Annotated in this window: 5 protein-coding genes and 1 pseudogene; all 6 read left to right on the top strand. The window is 58.0% G+C overall.

Annotated features, from left to right (window positions below):
- Positions 1-144: 144 nt before the first annotated feature.
- Positions 145-3,684, top strand: coding sequence for an STY4851/ECs_5259 family protein (locus tag B9Z47_RS05410; protein ID WP_108330240.1), 3,540 nt, complete (start codon positions 145-147; stop codon positions 3,682-3,684).
- Between the two features lie 25 nt (positions 3,685-3,709).
- Positions 3,710-10,054 carry a DEAD/DEAH box helicase gene (locus tag B9Z47_RS05405; RefSeq protein ID WP_108330239.1) on the top strand — a complete coding sequence of 2,115 codons (6,345 nt, stop codon included), beginning with the start codon at positions 3,710-3,712 and terminating at the stop codon, positions 10,052-10,054.
- A gap of 4 nt (positions 10,055-10,058) precedes the next feature.
- Entirely contained in the window at positions 10,059-14,165 is a 4,107-nt protein-coding gene (locus tag B9Z47_RS05400) for a WGR domain-containing protein (protein ID WP_108330238.1), read from the top strand.
- 120 nt (positions 14,166-14,285) lie between these two features.
- Entirely contained in the window at positions 14,286-15,287 is a 1,002-nt protein-coding gene (locus B9Z47_RS05395) for an AAA family ATPase (RefSeq protein ID WP_108330237.1), read from the top strand.
- Positions 15,288-15,310: 23 nt separating this feature from the next.
- Positions 15,311-16,486 carry a VWA-like domain-containing protein gene (locus B9Z47_RS05390; protein ID WP_108330236.1) on the top strand — a complete coding sequence of 392 codons (1,176 nt, stop codon included), beginning with the start codon at positions 15,311-15,313 and terminating at the stop codon, positions 16,484-16,486.
- Between the two features lie 77 nt (positions 16,487-16,563).
- Positions 16,564-16,767, top strand: a pseudogene (locus B9Z47_RS18850) (WGR domain-containing protein); the annotation flags it as partial.
- Positions 16,768-17,370 lie beyond the last annotated feature (603 nt).

Here is a 17,370-nt window from a genome sequence, read left to right as displayed (position 1 = left end):
GACGCGACCTGCCTTTCACGAAAGAAGAACTCCCGGGCTAGCTGAAGCTCAGTTGTCGAACTGACCCCACCCGACAAAACTCCTTGCACAAGGATTAAGCATGAGCAGCACCACAACCATTGATTTCAAAGCTTTAAAAATCAGATGAAACTTGATTCCCTCTCAAATTGGTTGCTTTCATTCCTGAAGGATCGTGGTCTGAATCCTGACGGCAGGTTGTTGTTTTCTTATGACCTGAGTCAGCAGGAGTACGAAGCACTTCGATGCAAACTCTCTGAAACGATTGCCTCTGCTGGGGGTGTCGAGCTACTTGCCTCACTGAGTCTGGGGCCTAGGCGATGGACAGCACCCCCTGCGGCTTTCGTGCTTTACGCCTCGGAATGGTGGAAGCATGAGTACGGCGGCGGTCCCTGGAGCTGGGCACCACTCCTGGAAAGCCTGGGCGCTGAGACTGATCGTTTCCCCCCTCAGCTTCGGTCGGAGTTCGTGGCCAGGGGGCTGTCTTTCTGGCATCTGCGCCCTCTGGACAAAGGCAGGGCCTACATCGGTGCCATCGTGGTCAACGGGGGTATCCCGATGCGCCTCCTTGCTCACGGTGAGGGTCCTGTTGCCCTGTTGATGAGTCAGGTCCTCAAGCTGGCGAACCGATATCACTGGGGAAGCACCCAAGTGCTGGATGCCATCCATGAGCGAATGCACCTTCTGCCCAACGCCTATCGCCAATCTCAGATTTCCGATCTGCTGGCCCGATTTGTCGAGGCAGCGCTCCATTTGAAGGAAGAGTATCAGCTAGAGGGTGTTGCAGACCCGGTCGCATCTCTCGATAGCACGCTGCCGACCTGGCGTCGCCGTTTTCCGGTATCGCTTGAGAGCGAAGCGGCGCAAACCCTGCTTACAGGGCTAGTGCGCGAGGCAGCAGCCCAGGGTACAGGTTCGACCCATGGGCTGTTCATGGCCGAGCGCAGACTGGTAAAAGGTCTGGATGCTGGCTGTTTCTCTCTCGAGTCGCATCTGAGCTATCCGGGACGGATTCCAGTTGAAAGTTTGGCCAGCCTGTTCGGTTTGCGCAATGAAGAGATTCCCCGTCACTTCACAATCGACTTTTTGGCCGATATGCGACAGCCCTGCACCGATGGCAGATTGGTGTTGGGAGCGTCGGAACCGATGGCTGTCCTCAACGTCCGCAAGTGGGTGCTGCGCGGTCCGTCCGCCATAACCGAGATCCAGCTGTACCTGCGCTCCCAGACAGGAGATCATGGAGAACCCTGCACCATCGAAGGTGGCAGTGCCCTCGCCGAAGACGATCCTTGGATCTTTGTCGAGAGCGACACCGGGCATCCGGTGCTGGCAGCAGTAGGCGGTGCGCGCTTGCCGCACGCCAATGCCTGGGTGGCCCTGGCGCCGGGATGGGTGATTGAGGGAGCGCAAGAGGCAAATTTGGTCGGGGAATTGCACGGTCCGGGCTTGCCGACCAGGAAGATCTACAGTCTGAAATCCGATGCCCGGATCGTATCGGCCGAACTGGCCTTTCGGGTCCGCCTTGGACAGGTTAGCCAACCCGGTCAAATCTATCAGTGGAAGGGCATGCGCCTGACTGAGGCCTGCGGGCGTTCGGTCTTTCGTCACACTCAACAGCCCCGCCTATTTCGTGCGAGCGAGGAAGGGCTGAAGGTCGTCCCGCAATCAGACCAGCAATGGCGGCGCATCGGCAGCCAGGAAACGCTTCAGCCTCGGGAGGCGCGTGGGCCGGTCGAGGTGCACATCATGGACGAGGGCGAGATGGTGGCGCGGCAGCGAATCTTCATGCTGCCGCCCGAGGCACGGATCGAATACTGCTCAGGGCAAGCCCTAGGTGTCGCGCAAGTGCGGTTTCGCCACTGGGGGCCTGTGGAGCTTGCCGCTGAAGTCCCCGTCAACGTGACGGCAACCCTGAGCCAGGAAGGCTCCGACAACGTCCGAATTGATTTGTCATCCCAGGGTACGCCACCAGTGGAGTTCCGTGTCCATGTCCGCTGGCCGGGTATGAATCACGAGCTGACGCTGACCGTGCCTTACCCTGTCAGCGGGGGACGCTTCCTGCATGCCGATGGTTCGGTGATGCAGGAACAGGAAACTGTGACCCTGCGCGAATTGATCGGCATGCGGCTGCAGATCTTCGACACCAATCCGGATCAGCCCAGCCGTTACGAAGTACAGCAGACCCTTGGAAGCGGGAAACAGCAAGTATCGAGCCGCCTGCCCGTGCCCATGCTGCCTGGCGTAGGCCGTGCCGAGATCCGCTTGCTCGACTATCAGCAACAAATCGAGTCTCTGCTGGGCCTGTTCGATGACCTAGACGCCAAGGTCAGGATCAGCTTGCTGGCCGGCGGGCAGAGCAGCTGTGAAATCCTGGTCGGGCGTTACAGCACGACGCTCGGGTCAGAAGACGGGCAGTTGCGGTTTCCTGCAGAGGCATTGGGACTTATACCGGTAGAGGAATTGGAGCAAACACGGATACTGGCCTGCCCCTTGACCCAGCCCGAGACAACGCCTCTGGGATTGAACCCGGTGCGATCCGAAGGGGTACACACGGGATCTTGGGAGGCCGAAGGAATGACGCGAGAGCTTGCGCCCTGGCTTGTCTACCCAGCCTCCGATTCGGCGGTACTGTTCCGCCCGCTGATCTGGGTCGAGGCCCGCAATCCCGACACAGAGAGCACCGATGACAGCGAGCAAGCCGTTGAGGTAAAGAACCTGCCCGATGCGATGTCCCAGGCGGATTCTGAGATGCGCCGGAGCAGCATACATTCGGCCTTGAAGGCCATGAGCGAAGACCATCGGCACGAGTCCTGGCCCTTGATCGATAGCATCTGGCAAACCTTCCACCACCTGCCGCTGACGGCACTCGATGTTTGGCGCATGCTCGCCAAACAACCCAAGGCGGTGCTGTCATTCCTGCTGCGTTCCGAACTGTCCGACGCCGAGCTGGCTGCAGCACTGCGGCGGCTGCACCGCGAAACCGGCTGGATGCCGGAGCTGACGACAGTGGAAGATCTCTGCGAAGTCAGTCGAGCATTGTGGCTGCGCTGGGCTGACCAGTTACCGCCTGAGCTGTGCAAGACGGTTTTCAATACCACCTTGATGAGTCGTCTCAGACTGCTTGGAAACGAAATACCGAGTCTGGGACCCTTGATCGACACAGTCGTTTTTGCCGCCACGGACTCGATGTCGCCGCTGTTGACGGAGCTGGCCATGTCTCGCAGCAGGGATGCCCCCAACATTTTTATTCGACAGCTGTGGGATGGCGGAAATTCCCTGGTTAATTCGCAGCTATTCCTGGTCAACGCGGATCGCGAAATCTCTGCCTGGCCTGGCAGGGATTTCGTACTCGAGCATGCCTGGCCAGCCTTTGTAAAGACCTGCTCTACGACGAATCAGCAGAGGCTCCTGCCTTACTTCAGCAAGCTGTTCTGGCCTCAACCGCAAGACCGCAAATTTTCGGTCGCCAACCTGCCGGTGCTATGTGCGCTGTGGGCGGCGACCTCGACCAGCCGGCAGTGGTGGTCCGACCCACGCAGTCGCTTGGCACTCAAACAAATCCGGGATTTCGACCCTATCTGGTTCGAGCAGGCCTACCGCCAGGCTTTCAAGGTCTGCATGAGCATTGACGGCCTGGTCCAGCTGCCCGTCATCACGGAGCAGTGACTTTCATACCAATTATTTAGCACTCATGAGTCAAACCTCTTTGTCATCCGCTTACTTCTCGACCCTCCTGCCCGAGCTGGCAACCCGTGCTGCACGCGCGACCGTCAGTCGGCTGGGTTTCTCCAATCCGGCCCTGCGCCAGTACCTGAGCGAGCGATTCTCGGTCGACCTCGGGCAACCGGGCTGCTTTGTCGGCGAGCCTGTCTTCGAGGCCACCTTTGGCTGGAAGGCGGCTGAGCAGACTCTGGCCAACTTGTCCCCGAGCCTGCTTTCGCCACGACTGATCGACGCGCTCGACCGTCCGGCTGGCCGTCAGGGTTCGAACTACCGCTTTGCGCGTGATGCCAGACCCTACCGCCACCAGCTTGAGGCCTGGGAACTACTGGCCGAGCAGCAGCCCCAGTCGGTCATCGTTACCAGCGGCACGGGTTCGGGCAAGACCGAATGCTTCATGGTCCCGATCTTGGACCAGCTCGCACGCGAGGCTGATTCGTGCATGGGTCCGATCGAAGGGGTGCGTGCCCTCTTCCTCTATCCGCTCAATGCCCTGATCCAGAGCCAGCAGGAACGCCTGCATGCCTGGACCGGCCCCTTCGGAGGGGATGTCCGCTTCTGTCTCTACAACGGCAATACCGTCGAGAAGCCCGGTCCCGCTCACCTCACGGCTCAGACCCCGAATCAGGTACTTGACCGTCAGGCGCTGCGTGCTTCGCCGCCCCCGATCCTGGTGACCAACGCGACCATGCTCGAATACATGCTGGTGCGGTCACAGGATGCCCCGATCCTGGAGAAGTCCAAGGGTAAGCTGAAATGGATCGTGCTTGACGAAGCGCACAGCTACATCGGCTCTCAGGCAGCAGAATTGTCACTGCTGCTGCGGCGCGTGCTGCACGGCTTCGGGGTCGATTCCAACGAGGTACGCTTCGTGGCCACGTCAGCCACCATCGGTGACCCTAAGGGTGAAGCGGGCCAGAAGCTCAAGGAGTTCCTGGCCGGCTTGGCGGGCGTGGGGCTGGATCGCGTGCATGTGGTGGCCGGCGAGCGCCAGGTGCCCGAACTCCCGGTAGGCGACGATGACTATCTCAGCGCCGCTCTGGAGGCGCTTGAAGCGATCCCGCCAGAGGATGAAACAGCGCGCTATCAGGCGGTCTGTGCCAACCAGACAGCAAATGCAATCCGGCGACTGTTCGTGCCCCATCAGGGTGGCCAACCGGCGCGCCTCTTGCGCGACGTCTGCAGTGTGCTGGTGGGACAGCGCGACCACCATGCGCCACAGATCCAGCAGCTGGCTCTGCGCTGGCTGGACCTGCTGACGCGTTCGCGCCATTTGCAAAAAAATGAGCACGTGCCGTTCTTGCCGCTGCGTCTGCATGCCTTCCACAACATCCTGGCTGGTCTGTGGGCCTGCAGTAACCCGCAATGCAGCTGTCGCGCTGGAACCGCACTGGATTCCCTGGACTGGGCCTTTGGAGCGATCTACACCGAGGAACGCCAGACCTGCGTATGCGGAGCGCCCGTCTACGAGCTGCGCTCGTGCAACGACTGCAACGAGACCTATCTCTGGGCCCGGATCGTCACAGATAGCCAGAGCGGTAGCTGGACCGTGATTCAGGACAACCTGGAGATGACGGACGATTTCAAGCTGGAAGCCATCGCAGAAGAGGACTCCGAGCATGTCGCTCCCTTAGAGGCCACGGAGGATCTGGTCGAGCAGGAGAGAAGCCAGCAGGTTTCGCCGCTGGTCCTGATTGCGAATAGGCATCTGCAGGAGACGGGCGAAGCCACCATCGACATCGGCACCCGGATCCTGAACAGTTATACCGACCTGCCCAAGGTCAATGTACGGATCAAGGAGATGAAGGAGGAGCAGCTCACCTGCCCTGAATGTGGAGGCCATCACGGGCAGGGCAAGCTGATGTTCCGGCCGGCGCGCCTAGGTGCACCCTTCCTGCTGATGCAGGTGATCCCGACCGTGCTGGAGTTCTGTCCGGATGGTGACGATGCACTCAACAAGCCCTTGCGCGGGCGGCGCATGATCACCTTCACCGACAGCCGCCAGGGCACGGCGCGCATGGCAGCCACGCTGCAGCGGGACTCGGAACGCAATAGCCTGCGGTCTGCTGTTTACCGATTATTGGCTGCAGCTCAGACGCCTACCAACAACATGGCACCGGACCTGTTCCAGCAGATTCAGATGCTCAAAGCCATGAACAACCCGCAGCTTGCACCGACGATAGCGGTGCTGGAGCAGCAGGTAGCAGCGGAATCGGCACCCAAGGTCATCACTTTTGAGGCCTTGGCCAAGCAACTGGCCATGCACGACATGGATATCTGGTGCTGGACACTTTCGTACTACCGGGAGATTAATCCCGCCCAATTCGAAGGTGATTCAGGGGCACTGGAACTGGCAAGACTTTTCCTGTTTCGCGAGTTTTCCCGCCGCCCCAAGCGTGGCAACAGCTTGGAGACGCTGGGCCTGGTCGCGGTGCAGTATCCCAAGCTTGATCGTGTGAACGGCGTGCCGGACCAAGTACGCATTCATACCCAGATGAGCGTGGAGGAGTGGCGACAGCTGCTCAAGCTCACGCTTGACTTCGTGGTGCGCGAGATGTCCTGTCTGGAATTCAGTAGCGACTGGCAGAAATGGATCGGCAAGAAAACCGTGAGCGCCAAGTTCCTTTCACCAGAGAGCAAGGATAAGGCCGTCGGAATCTACAGACGCTGGCCACAGACCCACAAGGTTGGTTTGCAAAACCGCATGGTCCGACTGCTGGCTGCCGCTTGCCAAAAGGATCCCGAGAGCGATGGTGGCCGCGACTCCATCGACTCGATACTGCGTGCGGTCTGGGATGAGCTGGTTCGTCTCGAATTGCTGCGCAAAGCGACCGACGGCCGTTACTTGGCGCTCGATGATCTGGCCTTCGGTCTTGTCGACCAGGCTTGGACCTGCCCGGTGACTCGCCGCGTGCTCGATGTGACCCTGCGCGGCCTGACCCCCTACCTGCCCGGGCACAAGCGCAAAGCGTCCACCATCGAGTGTCCTAGCATCAGGATTCCGAAGTGGCCTGGCATCAAGGACGATTTTCCGACTCAGGAACAACGCATCGGCGCGGCCCGCGCCTGGCTTGCAAAAGACCCTGGCGTGGCGCAGCTGCGTGAACAAGGCATCTGGTCGGATATCAACGACCGAATTGTTGAAGGGGTGCGTTACTACCGCACGGCCGAGCACTCGGCACAGCAGTCCGGAGCGGTGCTGCAGGACTATGAGGACCGTTTCAAGCAAGGCACTATCAACCTGCTGAGCTGCTCGACCACGATGGAGATGGGTGTTGACATCGGTGGCATCAGTGCCGTGACAATGAACAACGTGCCGCCGCACCCGGCCAACTACCTGCAGCGTGCCGGCCGCGCCGGCCGCCGCGGCGAAACCCGCTCGGTCGCGCTGACGGTGTGCAAGAACAACCCGCATGACCAGATGGTGTTCGGCCAACCGTTGTGGCCCTTCGTCACCCAGCTGCCGGCGCCCGTCATCAAGCTCGAAAGCCCGATCATCGTTCAGCGCCACCTCAACGCCATGTGGCTGGCCAGCTTCCTCTGGCAGCAGCTGGAGCAAGTTGGCGGCAAAGGCGACCTCAACCGGCTAAACATGGCCTGGTGGGCACTACCTAAGGGCGAGTCCAAGGCTGACGAGTTCATCGCAAAGCTCCGCTGCTTCGAGCCACAGCAGGGTGAGAGGCTGACCAGCGGCCTGCGCATGCTGCTGCGCAACACCTGCTTCGATGGTGGGGTGACGCTGTCCACGCTCGCTTGCGAAGCAGCCAAGATGATGGAAGCGATGCTGGAAGGCTGGTATGGCGAATATTTTGGGGTCAAGACGCAGCTGAGCAACTTTGACGAGAAGAAACAGGCCAATGAACCCGCCTTCCGTGCCCTGTCCATCCAGGTCAAACGCCTGACTGACGAGTACCTGTTGCGGGAGCTCGCCAGCGGTGGTTTCCTGCCCGGGTACGGCTTTCCGACTAACATCACCTCGTTTGACACGCTCAACCTGGAGCAACTCAAGAAGGAAAAAAATCAAAAGAAGCAGGAGCGTGAGGACAACCGCATGCTGAGGCGCGACCTGCCCAGCCGCGATGCTGTCACGGCATTGCGCGAGTACGCTCCAGGTTCCGATGTGGTGATCGACGGCCAAGTCTACCGCTCGGCGGGTGTCACGCTCAACTGGCATGCACCGGCGTCGTTTGACATCAAGCAAATCCAGAGCATCCGTCAAGCCTGGCGGTGCAGCCATTGTGGTGCAAGCGGTACCGAGATCACACGCGATGGGCATAAACGCTGCGAGGCTTGTGGTGAAACACTTGACGATAACGAGCGTTTTACCTACCTCGAGCCGGCAGGTTTTGCGGTAGATCTCTACGCCCCGATCCACACCGATGTCAGTTCACAGAGCTTCGTGCCAATCAAGAAGCCTTGGGTGAACGCCGAGGGCCCCTGGCAGGCTCTGTCAAACCCATCGCTCGGCAAGTTCCGCAGTAGCCCGACGGGGCGGGTCTTCAACCATTCAAGTGGTGCCAACGACAAAGGCTATGCCATCTGCCTTGAATGCGGCCGGGCTGAACCGATGCCGCTGTATCCCCACCCCCAAGACAAGACCGGTATGGGCCATCTGCCAGCTCTGTTCCGTAAGTCACACAAGCGCTTGCGTGGCGACAAGGGGAAGGACGAAACAACGGCCGAGTGCAAGGGCAGCCACAACCACAACCCATATGCGATCAAGCCGCATCTGCACCTCGGTCTGGAAGAGGTCACAGACGTAATCGAGCTGCAGCTCAACGGCCTTGATGGACTGCCGATTACAGAAAAGATAGCTGCCTTCACGATTGCCGTCGCACTGCGCTCAGCTATCGCCGCCAGCCTAGGTGTCGAGATCGACGAGATCGGATGTGACGTCAAGCCGATCCGGCACCCAATGCAACAGCAGGAGGGCCATGTCATAGTCCTGTACGACAACTCCGCAGCAGGGTATTGCTCGTCAGTCACGGAGCGCCTGCCCGAACTGCTGGAGCAAGCGCGTGACAGTCTGCTGCACTGCTCAGGTCACTGCCAATCTGCTTGCCAGCATTGCCTGCTGGACTACGACACCCGCTTCCGACTGGCTGAACTGGATCGGTTTGCCGCGACAAAGTTCCTGACACAAGAATGGATGCAGCGGCTTAGGCTGCAGCCCGAAGACCAGATTTTTGGACCCAGCGCTTCCAAAGCGGAGACTTTGCCGCTACCGGAAGCCATAACGCGTGAATGGTCCAGGGCTGGAGTCCGTGAGCTGCGTCTTTACTGCCAGGGTGACCCGCTCGACTGGGACTTTGCAGTCCCGGTGCTCAAACGCCATTTGCTGCGCTGGAGCGAACGGAGCGAAGTCAGGCTGCTGCTTCCGTCCACGGCACTGGATCAGCTGACGGGCGAACAGCAGGATGCGCTGGGCCAGATCTGCAGCTGGGGCAAGTTGACCGTGCACCGCCATGAAGGTCAAGTCACCGGCCTGCTGGCCGAGGTTGTGGATGGCCAAGGCTGCACGGCCTGGGGGGCGCGCGACACCAGCACGGGTCTGCCGTGCGAAACCTGGGGCCAGATGGGATCAAGTGTGCTGGTCAGGGCCAGGCTGATGGAAGTTGCAGCGCTGGGCGATCCAGTCCAGTTCCAGAGCAAGCCGCCCGTGCAACCGTCGGGCAGTGGCGGACGCCTGGACATCAAGACTGAGCTTGACGGCAAGGTTGATGGTTTTGGGCGGAAGCTGCTGGAGCGGCTCAACGACAAGGTGTCAGGTCAGCTGCTCGAAGGCAATGCAGACATCACGACGGTGATCTACCGCGACCGCTACTTGAACTCGCCCTTGCCCGTCGCCTTGCTGCTGGACTTCATTGGTGCCGTCAAGGAAATGCACCAGAAGCGCTGGGACAACCCCACCATCGAGATCGTGTCGATTGACGTGCCAGAAGACAGTCGCAACTTTGCGCCGCCGTCACAGGTTTTCCACAACTGGCAGAAAACCACGGTACGAGAGAAGGTGATCCAGGCAGCTTTTGAACAGCGGGGAATGAATGCAGTGATAAGAGCTTTGCCAAAAAATCTAGCGTCACACGCCCGGTCACTGGAAATCGGCATGTCGGACGGCCGCAAGCTCAAGCTCTGGCTGGATCAGGGGTTTGGCTACTGGACCAGCCCGAAACCGGGCACACGGGCGGCTCAGACCTCCTCAACATGGTTCGGCTTCAACGAACTACCGTCCTGGCAGGGAGCAGAAATTGCAGAAGGTCGCTATGCGATCGAAGGTCAGTCGTTCGCTACCCACATCTTCTTCGAAAAGGTCTGAGACCATGACCACTGGACATCAGAAACGCTATTTCGAATTTCGAGATGAAAAGTCCGCCAAGTTCTGGGAAGTCACGACAAATGACTCGGCCGTGACAGTGCGCTACGGCAAGTTCGGCACGAACGGCCAGACTCAGACCAAGGAACTTGCCGATGTCGTCGCCGCCACCAAGCATGTGGCCAAGCTCGTGGCGGAGAAGACCGCCAAGGGCTATGTCGAGTCGGGCCAGGGCTCTGAATCACTGATCGCCAGCCAACCCCTTCCTGCGGCGACACCAGCCAAGAAGACGGCTTCCACTGATCCAGCCAAGGATCCTGAAGCCAGCTCCGAAAGCCTGCTGGCACTGCTGAACAAGGACGACACGACCAACCGTCTGCTGGCCCGGCACCCCAGGGCGAGCGCAGACCTGCTGGAAAAGCTCTCGCACAGCAGCGACAAGGCCACGCGGCAAGGTGTGGCAGCCAACCCCAACACACAGCCTGCGACCTACGTCAAGCTGGGTCAACAGTTTCCAAAAGAGTTTCTGGCCAATCCAGCGCTGGACCTTTTGCTGATGGTGAACCCGGCCCTCATGGAAGAGGTGCCCGAGGCGCTGCTGGTTCGCCTAGTTAAGCAGGCGGACTGTCCGGCCTCTTTGCTGACCTGGGCTGCAGGCCAGTGGTATGAAAAGATACAACTGGCGGTCGCGATGAACGCCAGCGCAACAGAGGAAGCAAGGCAGCGGCTTCAGGAAAGTGAGCACCAAGCTGTTCGAGAGGCTGTACGGGGCAAGCCAGGCACAACACTTGGGCAGGATCCCGAGCAGGCTTTTGAGCAAGCAGTCAGAGAACGACTAGGCTCCTTGGAATTAAATGACTTACTCAAAGCTTGGTCATCCGGAGATATTGGATTGGCGCAGTGGAGTGCCCTGCCCATTACTTTTAGACTTGAAATTGCATCCCATAAGAAAGCACTAAAGGGAATTGAAGTAGGAATGCTGCCTCAGGCTGTATTTGCTAGATTAGCAAGCCTGCCCTGTGCAAAACTACTGCGTGCAGTCGTTTCCAACCCCAACGCTCCTGTGCAGTTGCTGGAGGCCCTGGCGAAGGACGAAGACCCTTTCTTGCGCATGAGTGTCGCCGAAAACCCCAGCACCCCCATCCATGTGCTGGAGGCCCTGGCGAATGACGAATACTATTTCTTGCGCAGTAGTGTCGCCAAAAACCCCAGTACCCCCCCCCGTATTCTGGAGGTTCTGGGGAAGGATGAAAGTGATGACGTTCGCTGTGAGGTCGCGATCAACCCCAATACCACAGTGCAGGTACTAGAGGCTCTCGCTAAGGACAAAACCGTTGCCGAGTCGCTTGTCTATAACCCTATCACACCCGCCCATCTTCTGGCGGCCATGGCGAAGAGTAAAGACCATTACGTTCGCTCTGAGGTCGCCGCAAACCCCAGCACGCCCCTCCACGTGCTGGAGGTTCTGGCGAAGGATAAAAATATTGACGTGCGCTGTGAGGTCGCTGCCAATCAAAAAACCCCTGCGCAGGTGTTGGAGGTTCTGGGGAAGGGTAAAAATATTGACGTGCGCCGTAAGGTTGCAGCCAACCCCAACACCTCAGTGCATACCCTGGAGGCCCTAGCGAAGGACGAATACTCCAGCGATATGGTCGCCACCAACCCAAATGCCCCTGTGCCGTTGCTGGAGGTCCTAGCGAACGACGGAGTCTGGACGCGCAGTAAGATCGCCGTTAATCCCAACACCCCCGTGCAGATACTGGAGGCTCTGGCGAAGGACTCAAACAAAGACGTGCGCAGTGCGGTCGCCTACAACCCCAACACCCCCGTGCAGATACTGGAGGCTCTGGCGAAGGACAAGAATTTGCTGGTCGCGCTGGCTAATCAAGCCCATCGCAGCTATAAGATTTTCCAGCAACTCCGTACCAGTTCGAGCAAAGAAGTGCAAAGCGCCTTGCGCAGCGCGCGGGGGCTTAGCCCTGATGCTCTGGAAAGCTTGCTTGAAGACGCCCAAGAGGAAAGCGAATGGGCTGATTTGTTGTGCAACCCCAGCTTGAGCCCCAAGACTGCTGAGATTATTGTCGAACGGTTTTTAAACACCCCAGCCACCGACAGCCCTTGGTATCTTCGTGAATTGTCGCAAGCCAGTGCTGAGATCCGCACGGCGGCAGAGAGCGGATCATTGCTCAGCTATACCGGTAAGGATCCCAACAAGGCTGTTTTAGCCAAAAGAGCTTTGGCTCCCTTGATGGCACTTTGTGCAGGACCTTTCATCGAGCCCGCCAGGCTGGTCAAGGTGGTGGGGTCGACGGATTGGCTGGTGCGTGCAGCGGTGGCTCGAAATCCGGGAACACCGCCAAACCTGATCAAGAAGCTGAGTGGCGATGCCCATCCGTTGGTGGCTTCGCTGGCGAAGAGATCGCTAGTACCCAACCCGAAAGTCGGCACAACAAGCGACAACCTGGATGAGGAAGACCTCAACCTCGCACGCGCAGTGGCCGAAGTGATGCAGCGAATCAGACAGATCGCGGGCGATAAACCAGTGATGTTGTGTAGGGTTGTCTCTGATGATGCATGGGGCGATCAGGTGGACGTTGGCGAGGTGATGAACTCTTTGCGGGTGATGGGAAAAATCGACCGCGTTCTACCGCAAGTTTGTTCCAAGCTGGGCCAGAAGCTTCAGCCACTGATGTGGGAAATGGGCGCGAAGGCGACCGAACCCAAAGTGAGGCTAGCACTGGCACAGGATCCACAATGCCCGGTGGGTGTGATCACTAGACTGGCTGAAGACGACAGCCTGGACGTTGTGCTCGCTGCCTTGAAAAATCCTGTGTTGCCTCCAGAGAATAGAACCCCAATCATCCAGGGCTTGTTAAAGCTGCGAGGCTCAAGGTTGGCGCAGGTGGCGTGTAATTCGAATGCTCCACCGGAATTACTGGAAACGATGGCCACAAGCCGTGATGAAGGTATCCGCTCATATGCTGCCGGGAATCGCTCCACGCCCGAGTCTGTTCTGTTGGCATTGTCCAAGGATGCTGACTTTGAGGTCAGGCTTGACGTTGCCTCGAATCCCTCCACGCCAGTGCCGGTGCTGGAGGCGTTGTCGAAATCGGCCAATCACGAAGTGAAACAGCAGGTGGCCGCTAATTGCTCGACGCCTGCGTCGGTGAAAGCGCGAGTTCTGGAAGCCTTATCCAAGTCTGCTAAAGCCGAATTCCGCATCAGTGTCGCGAAAAATCCATTCACGCCTTCATCTGTGCTGGAAGCATTGTCCAAGGACTCCGAGAGTTTGGTTCGGCGTGCAGTCGCTGGTAATCCCTCAGCACCTGTATCTTTACTGGAAATCTTTTCTGAAGATTCAGACATTTCGATCCTGAAATCGGTTGCCGCCAACCGCGCCACGCCTGGTTCGGTGCTAGAGGCCTTGTTCAAGAACTCTGAATGGCACATTCGTGAAAAAGTGGCGGGAAACCCTTCCACTTCATCGTCTGTTCTGGAGGCTTTGTCAATGCTCGACCCGATGCGCATTGAAATATATTATTCCTTTCCTGGCATGGTTCGGATGGAACGATCCGTCGCTGATAGCAGCATTAAACGTGCTGTCGCGGCTAACCCCTCAACTCCTTTAACGGCGCTGGACACCTTGTCCCGGGAGTCTGACGACCAAGTCAGGCTCGCTGTCGCACTCAACCCCTCAACCTCTGTGGCTGCTCTGTCCTGTCTAGCGCGGGACCCAAATGAGCACGTAGCTATCACCGCTGCCTTCAATCCATCGGCCCCTTTCGAGGTTCGTGAGAGTCATATTGAATGCTGGTTAAATCGGATGGAGCGCGCTATACAGCGAGAAGCCTGCATTCTTGCGGACAAGACGCCCGTTCCGCAAACACCCATCTCGACCGACGACCTGTTGCGCGCCCTGGAGTGGCTGGATTACCTGAATCAGGGCGCTGACAACAAGGTGCTGACCAAGGCGTCGCGATCCAAGGACTGGCTGACGCGACTGGGCGCAGCGTTGCACCCCGGAGCGAGCGCAGGCATCCTGAAATTGCTTTTGCAGGACAGTGAAGAGGATGTGGCAGGGGCGGCGCGGTTCAGACTTCAGGCTACAACATGACCCGCACAGCCTGCTATTCAGAACTTGGGGGGATGATCCGATCTGCCCAAGAGAATACTTTGGCAATGACCTACAAGCATCCCTGTTCGGATCTCAGGTTTCTACTTGCACCAACATAACATGACACCACAAGAACTCCTTCCCTACCTGAGCCGCCTGGTCGAGCACCAACTACAACTGAGTCTGATGCTCTGGGGGCCGCCTGGCATTGGCAAGTCCAGCATCGTGGCTGAAATCGCCAAGCAGCATGAGCTACAGCTGGTCGACCTGCGGCTGAGCCAGCTCGCACCTACCGACCTGCGCGGCCTGCCCGTGGCGGAAAACGGTGTTTCCCGTTGGTTTCCGCCTGAGTTTTTACCCACCGAAGGCAAGGGCATTCTGTTCCTGGACGAGATCAATATGGCACCACCAGCCATGCAGGGCATTGCCCAGCAACTCATATTGGATCGACGTGTGGGCAGCTACCAGGTGCCCGAGGGCTGGTTCATCTGGGCTGCTGGTAACCGCAAGTCAGACCGGGCAGCTGTTTTCGAGATGCCTTCCGCACTGGCCAACCGCTTCATCCACCTAGACTTGTTGCCTGACTTTGACAGTTTTAAGGCATGGGGTTTGCGTGAGTGCCTGAGTGAACAGATCTTGGCATTTCTTGCCTTTCGTCCCACATTGCTGCACCAGATCGATGCACAGCGGCCGGCCTGGCCATCACCACGCTCGTGGGTCATGGCCAATCACTTACTGGGTGCTCACTTGTCGGTGGCGCCCGCCATTGGTCCGGGTGTTGCTGGCGAACTGGAGGCTTTCTGTGCGGTTTATCAGGGCTTGCCCGATCTTGAGTCGATTTTGGCGGGCAGTACCAAGGCAAGTTTCCCCGCTGAGGCTTCAGCACGTTATGCCACTGTGTTGGGGTTGATCGTTCGCGCTGACTCTCCCGAAAAAGGTGTTCATGCACTGAGCTGGCTGGTCAAAACGGCTGGCGCTGAATGGGTCCAGTTTTTTGCGACTGATCTTTTCAGGTCTTTGCGAGAAAAAGGTCAGTTCGGTGATTTGGCGCGACTGATAAGCACCCATCCGGAACTGAAGGATTTCGCTCGAAGCATGCGTGATCTGATTTTCAGTACTTGAAGAATTCCCATCCAGGATTGCCAGTGACTCAAGATATTCCCAAACGTTTACAGGGGGCGTTGATGCGCATCCGGGGTGACCACCCATTTTTTGGCACCTTGGCACTGTTTGCTGAACTTCGTGTGACCGACGACATCGATACTGCTGCCACAGATGGCCGTGTACTTTGGTTCAACCCGGTCTTCATTGACAAACTGGTAACCAATGAACTCTGTGGTTTGGTGGCACATGAACTGCTGCACGCAGCTCTTCAGCATGTGTACCGTCGCAGAGAGCGAGATGCCCGTTTGTGGAACATCGCTGCAGACATTGTTGTCAATGGGATGATCCGAAGCGACACCGCATACGAACTACCCGAGGGTGGGGTGGAGGTTCCATCACTGGCGCACCTGAGCGTTGAAGAGGTCTACGAGCAATTTTCAGCGGGTAAAAGCAAAGTGCCATCCATCACGTTGCTGGACCTCATGCCTGAACTGGCCGAACGAGAAGGAGAGGGCGTACCCGCTAATGAGCACGGCTCTGGTGATGATTGCCTGGAACGGGATAAGGCAGAACGACTTGAACGACATTGGCGCGCTGCCTTGCAACAGGCGGGGGCCGTGGCACGGCGCATCAATAAAGGGTTTGGCAGGCATGGCCTTGGTGGCGCACGCGAATTTGCAAGTGCCACCAGTGCACAAGTTGCTTGGCGAGAGCTTCTGTGGCAGTTCATGGTGGCCACGCCTTACGACTTTGGTGGTTTCGACCGGCGCTTTATCCACCGCAAAATGTACCTTGAGGACGTGGTCGGTGAGTCAGTGGAGGTCGCCATTTGCATCGATACCAGCGCATCCATCGGCGACCGAGAGTTGGGTGCATTCTCTTCTGAAGTTCAGGGCATCCTGGATGCGTACCCGCAAATACGCGGCACGTTGTTCTTTGCCGACGCAAGCCTATACGGGCCACACGAATTCAATCTGGCTTCTGGCATACCTGCTGCAAAAGGGGGAGGAGGAACTTCCTTTGTGCCGTTCTTTGACTGGGTTCAGCAGCAGGAATTAAGTGGATCGCAACCCCTTTGCATCTATTTCACCGATGGTTTTGGCTCCTTCCCCTTAAGTCCACCGACTTCACCCGTGCTTTGGGTGGTAATGCCTGGAGGGCTGCAGACCCCTGGCTTTCCGTTTGGGGAGGTAGCAAGATTGCAAGACCATGCGTAGAGGTCGTCCAGTGCTCTTTGCAACTCAAGCCCTACTGAGCCCACTTCAACCCAAAACATGCGAACTTTGGAGAGACCATGGTCAATGAATCAAGAAGAACCTTCGAATATAAGGACGAGAAGTCGTCGAAATTCTGGGAGGTGATTCAGACTGATAGCACCGTTACGGTCAGGTATGGTAAAACGGGAACGAATGGGCAGAGCCAGGAGAAGTTGTTTGGTGGCACTGCGGAGGTCAGCAAAAATGTTGCCAAGTTGATCTCAGAAAAGACCGGTAAAGGCTATGTTGAAGTAGGTGCTGCTCTTTCTACCAGCGAAGCTGCGGCAGTGTCATCAGAAGAGTTTGCCAGACAAAAAGATCAACCGGTCACCAAAATCCAACCCCAGAAGGCAAGTGCGTCCAGGATCATCAAACCCAAGAGTCCAGCACATGACCCAGGGGCTACTTCAGAAAGCCTCACGGCACTTCTGGGCGAGGATGATGTGACCAACCGGCTTTTGGCCAAACACCCCCGAGCTAGCACCTATCTCTTAGAAAAACTTTCACACAGCATCGATAAGACGACGAGACAGAACGTAGCGGCTAATCCGAATACGCCGCCAGAACACCTCGTTCGACTGGGTCAGCAGTTCCCCGAGGAGTTCCTGTCCAACCCGGCACTGGATCTGCTGTTGATGGTCAACCCAGACCTCATGGAACAGGTGCCCGAAGCGCTGCTGGTTCGACTACTCAAGCAAGCAGATTGCCCTGGATCTTTGCTGACCTGGGCTGCGGGTCATCAGCAAGCCAAGGTGCAATTGGCGGTGGCTATGAATGCCAAGGCACCCGAACAGGCCACGCAAAAGTTGTTAGCAAGTCAGCACCAATCTGTGCGTGAGACGGTG

The sequence above is a fragment of the Limnohabitans sp. 2KL-1 genome (assembly GCF_003063435.1).
Taxonomy (GTDB): domain Bacteria; phylum Pseudomonadota; class Gammaproteobacteria; order Burkholderiales; family Burkholderiaceae_C; genus Limnohabitans_A.
This window is presented reverse-complemented; position numbering and strand designations above follow the sequence as displayed.

Bases quoted from the DNA above. Each gene is read 5' to 3' on its own strand.
- B9Z47_RS05410 (WP_108330240.1), top strand. From the start codon at position 145: ATGAAACTTGATTCCCTCTCAAATTGGTTGCTTTCATTCCTGAAGGAT.
- B9Z47_RS05405 (WP_108330239.1), top strand. From the start codon at position 3,710: ATGAGTCAAACCTCTTTGTCATCCGCTTACTTCTCGACCCTCCTGCCC.
- B9Z47_RS05400 (WP_108330238.1), top strand. From the start codon at position 10,059: ATGACCACTGGACATCAGAAACGCTATTTCGAATTTCGAGATGAAAAG.
- B9Z47_RS05395 (WP_108330237.1), top strand. From the start codon at position 14,286: ATGACACCACAAGAACTCCTTCCCTACCTGAGCCGCCTGGTCGAGCAC.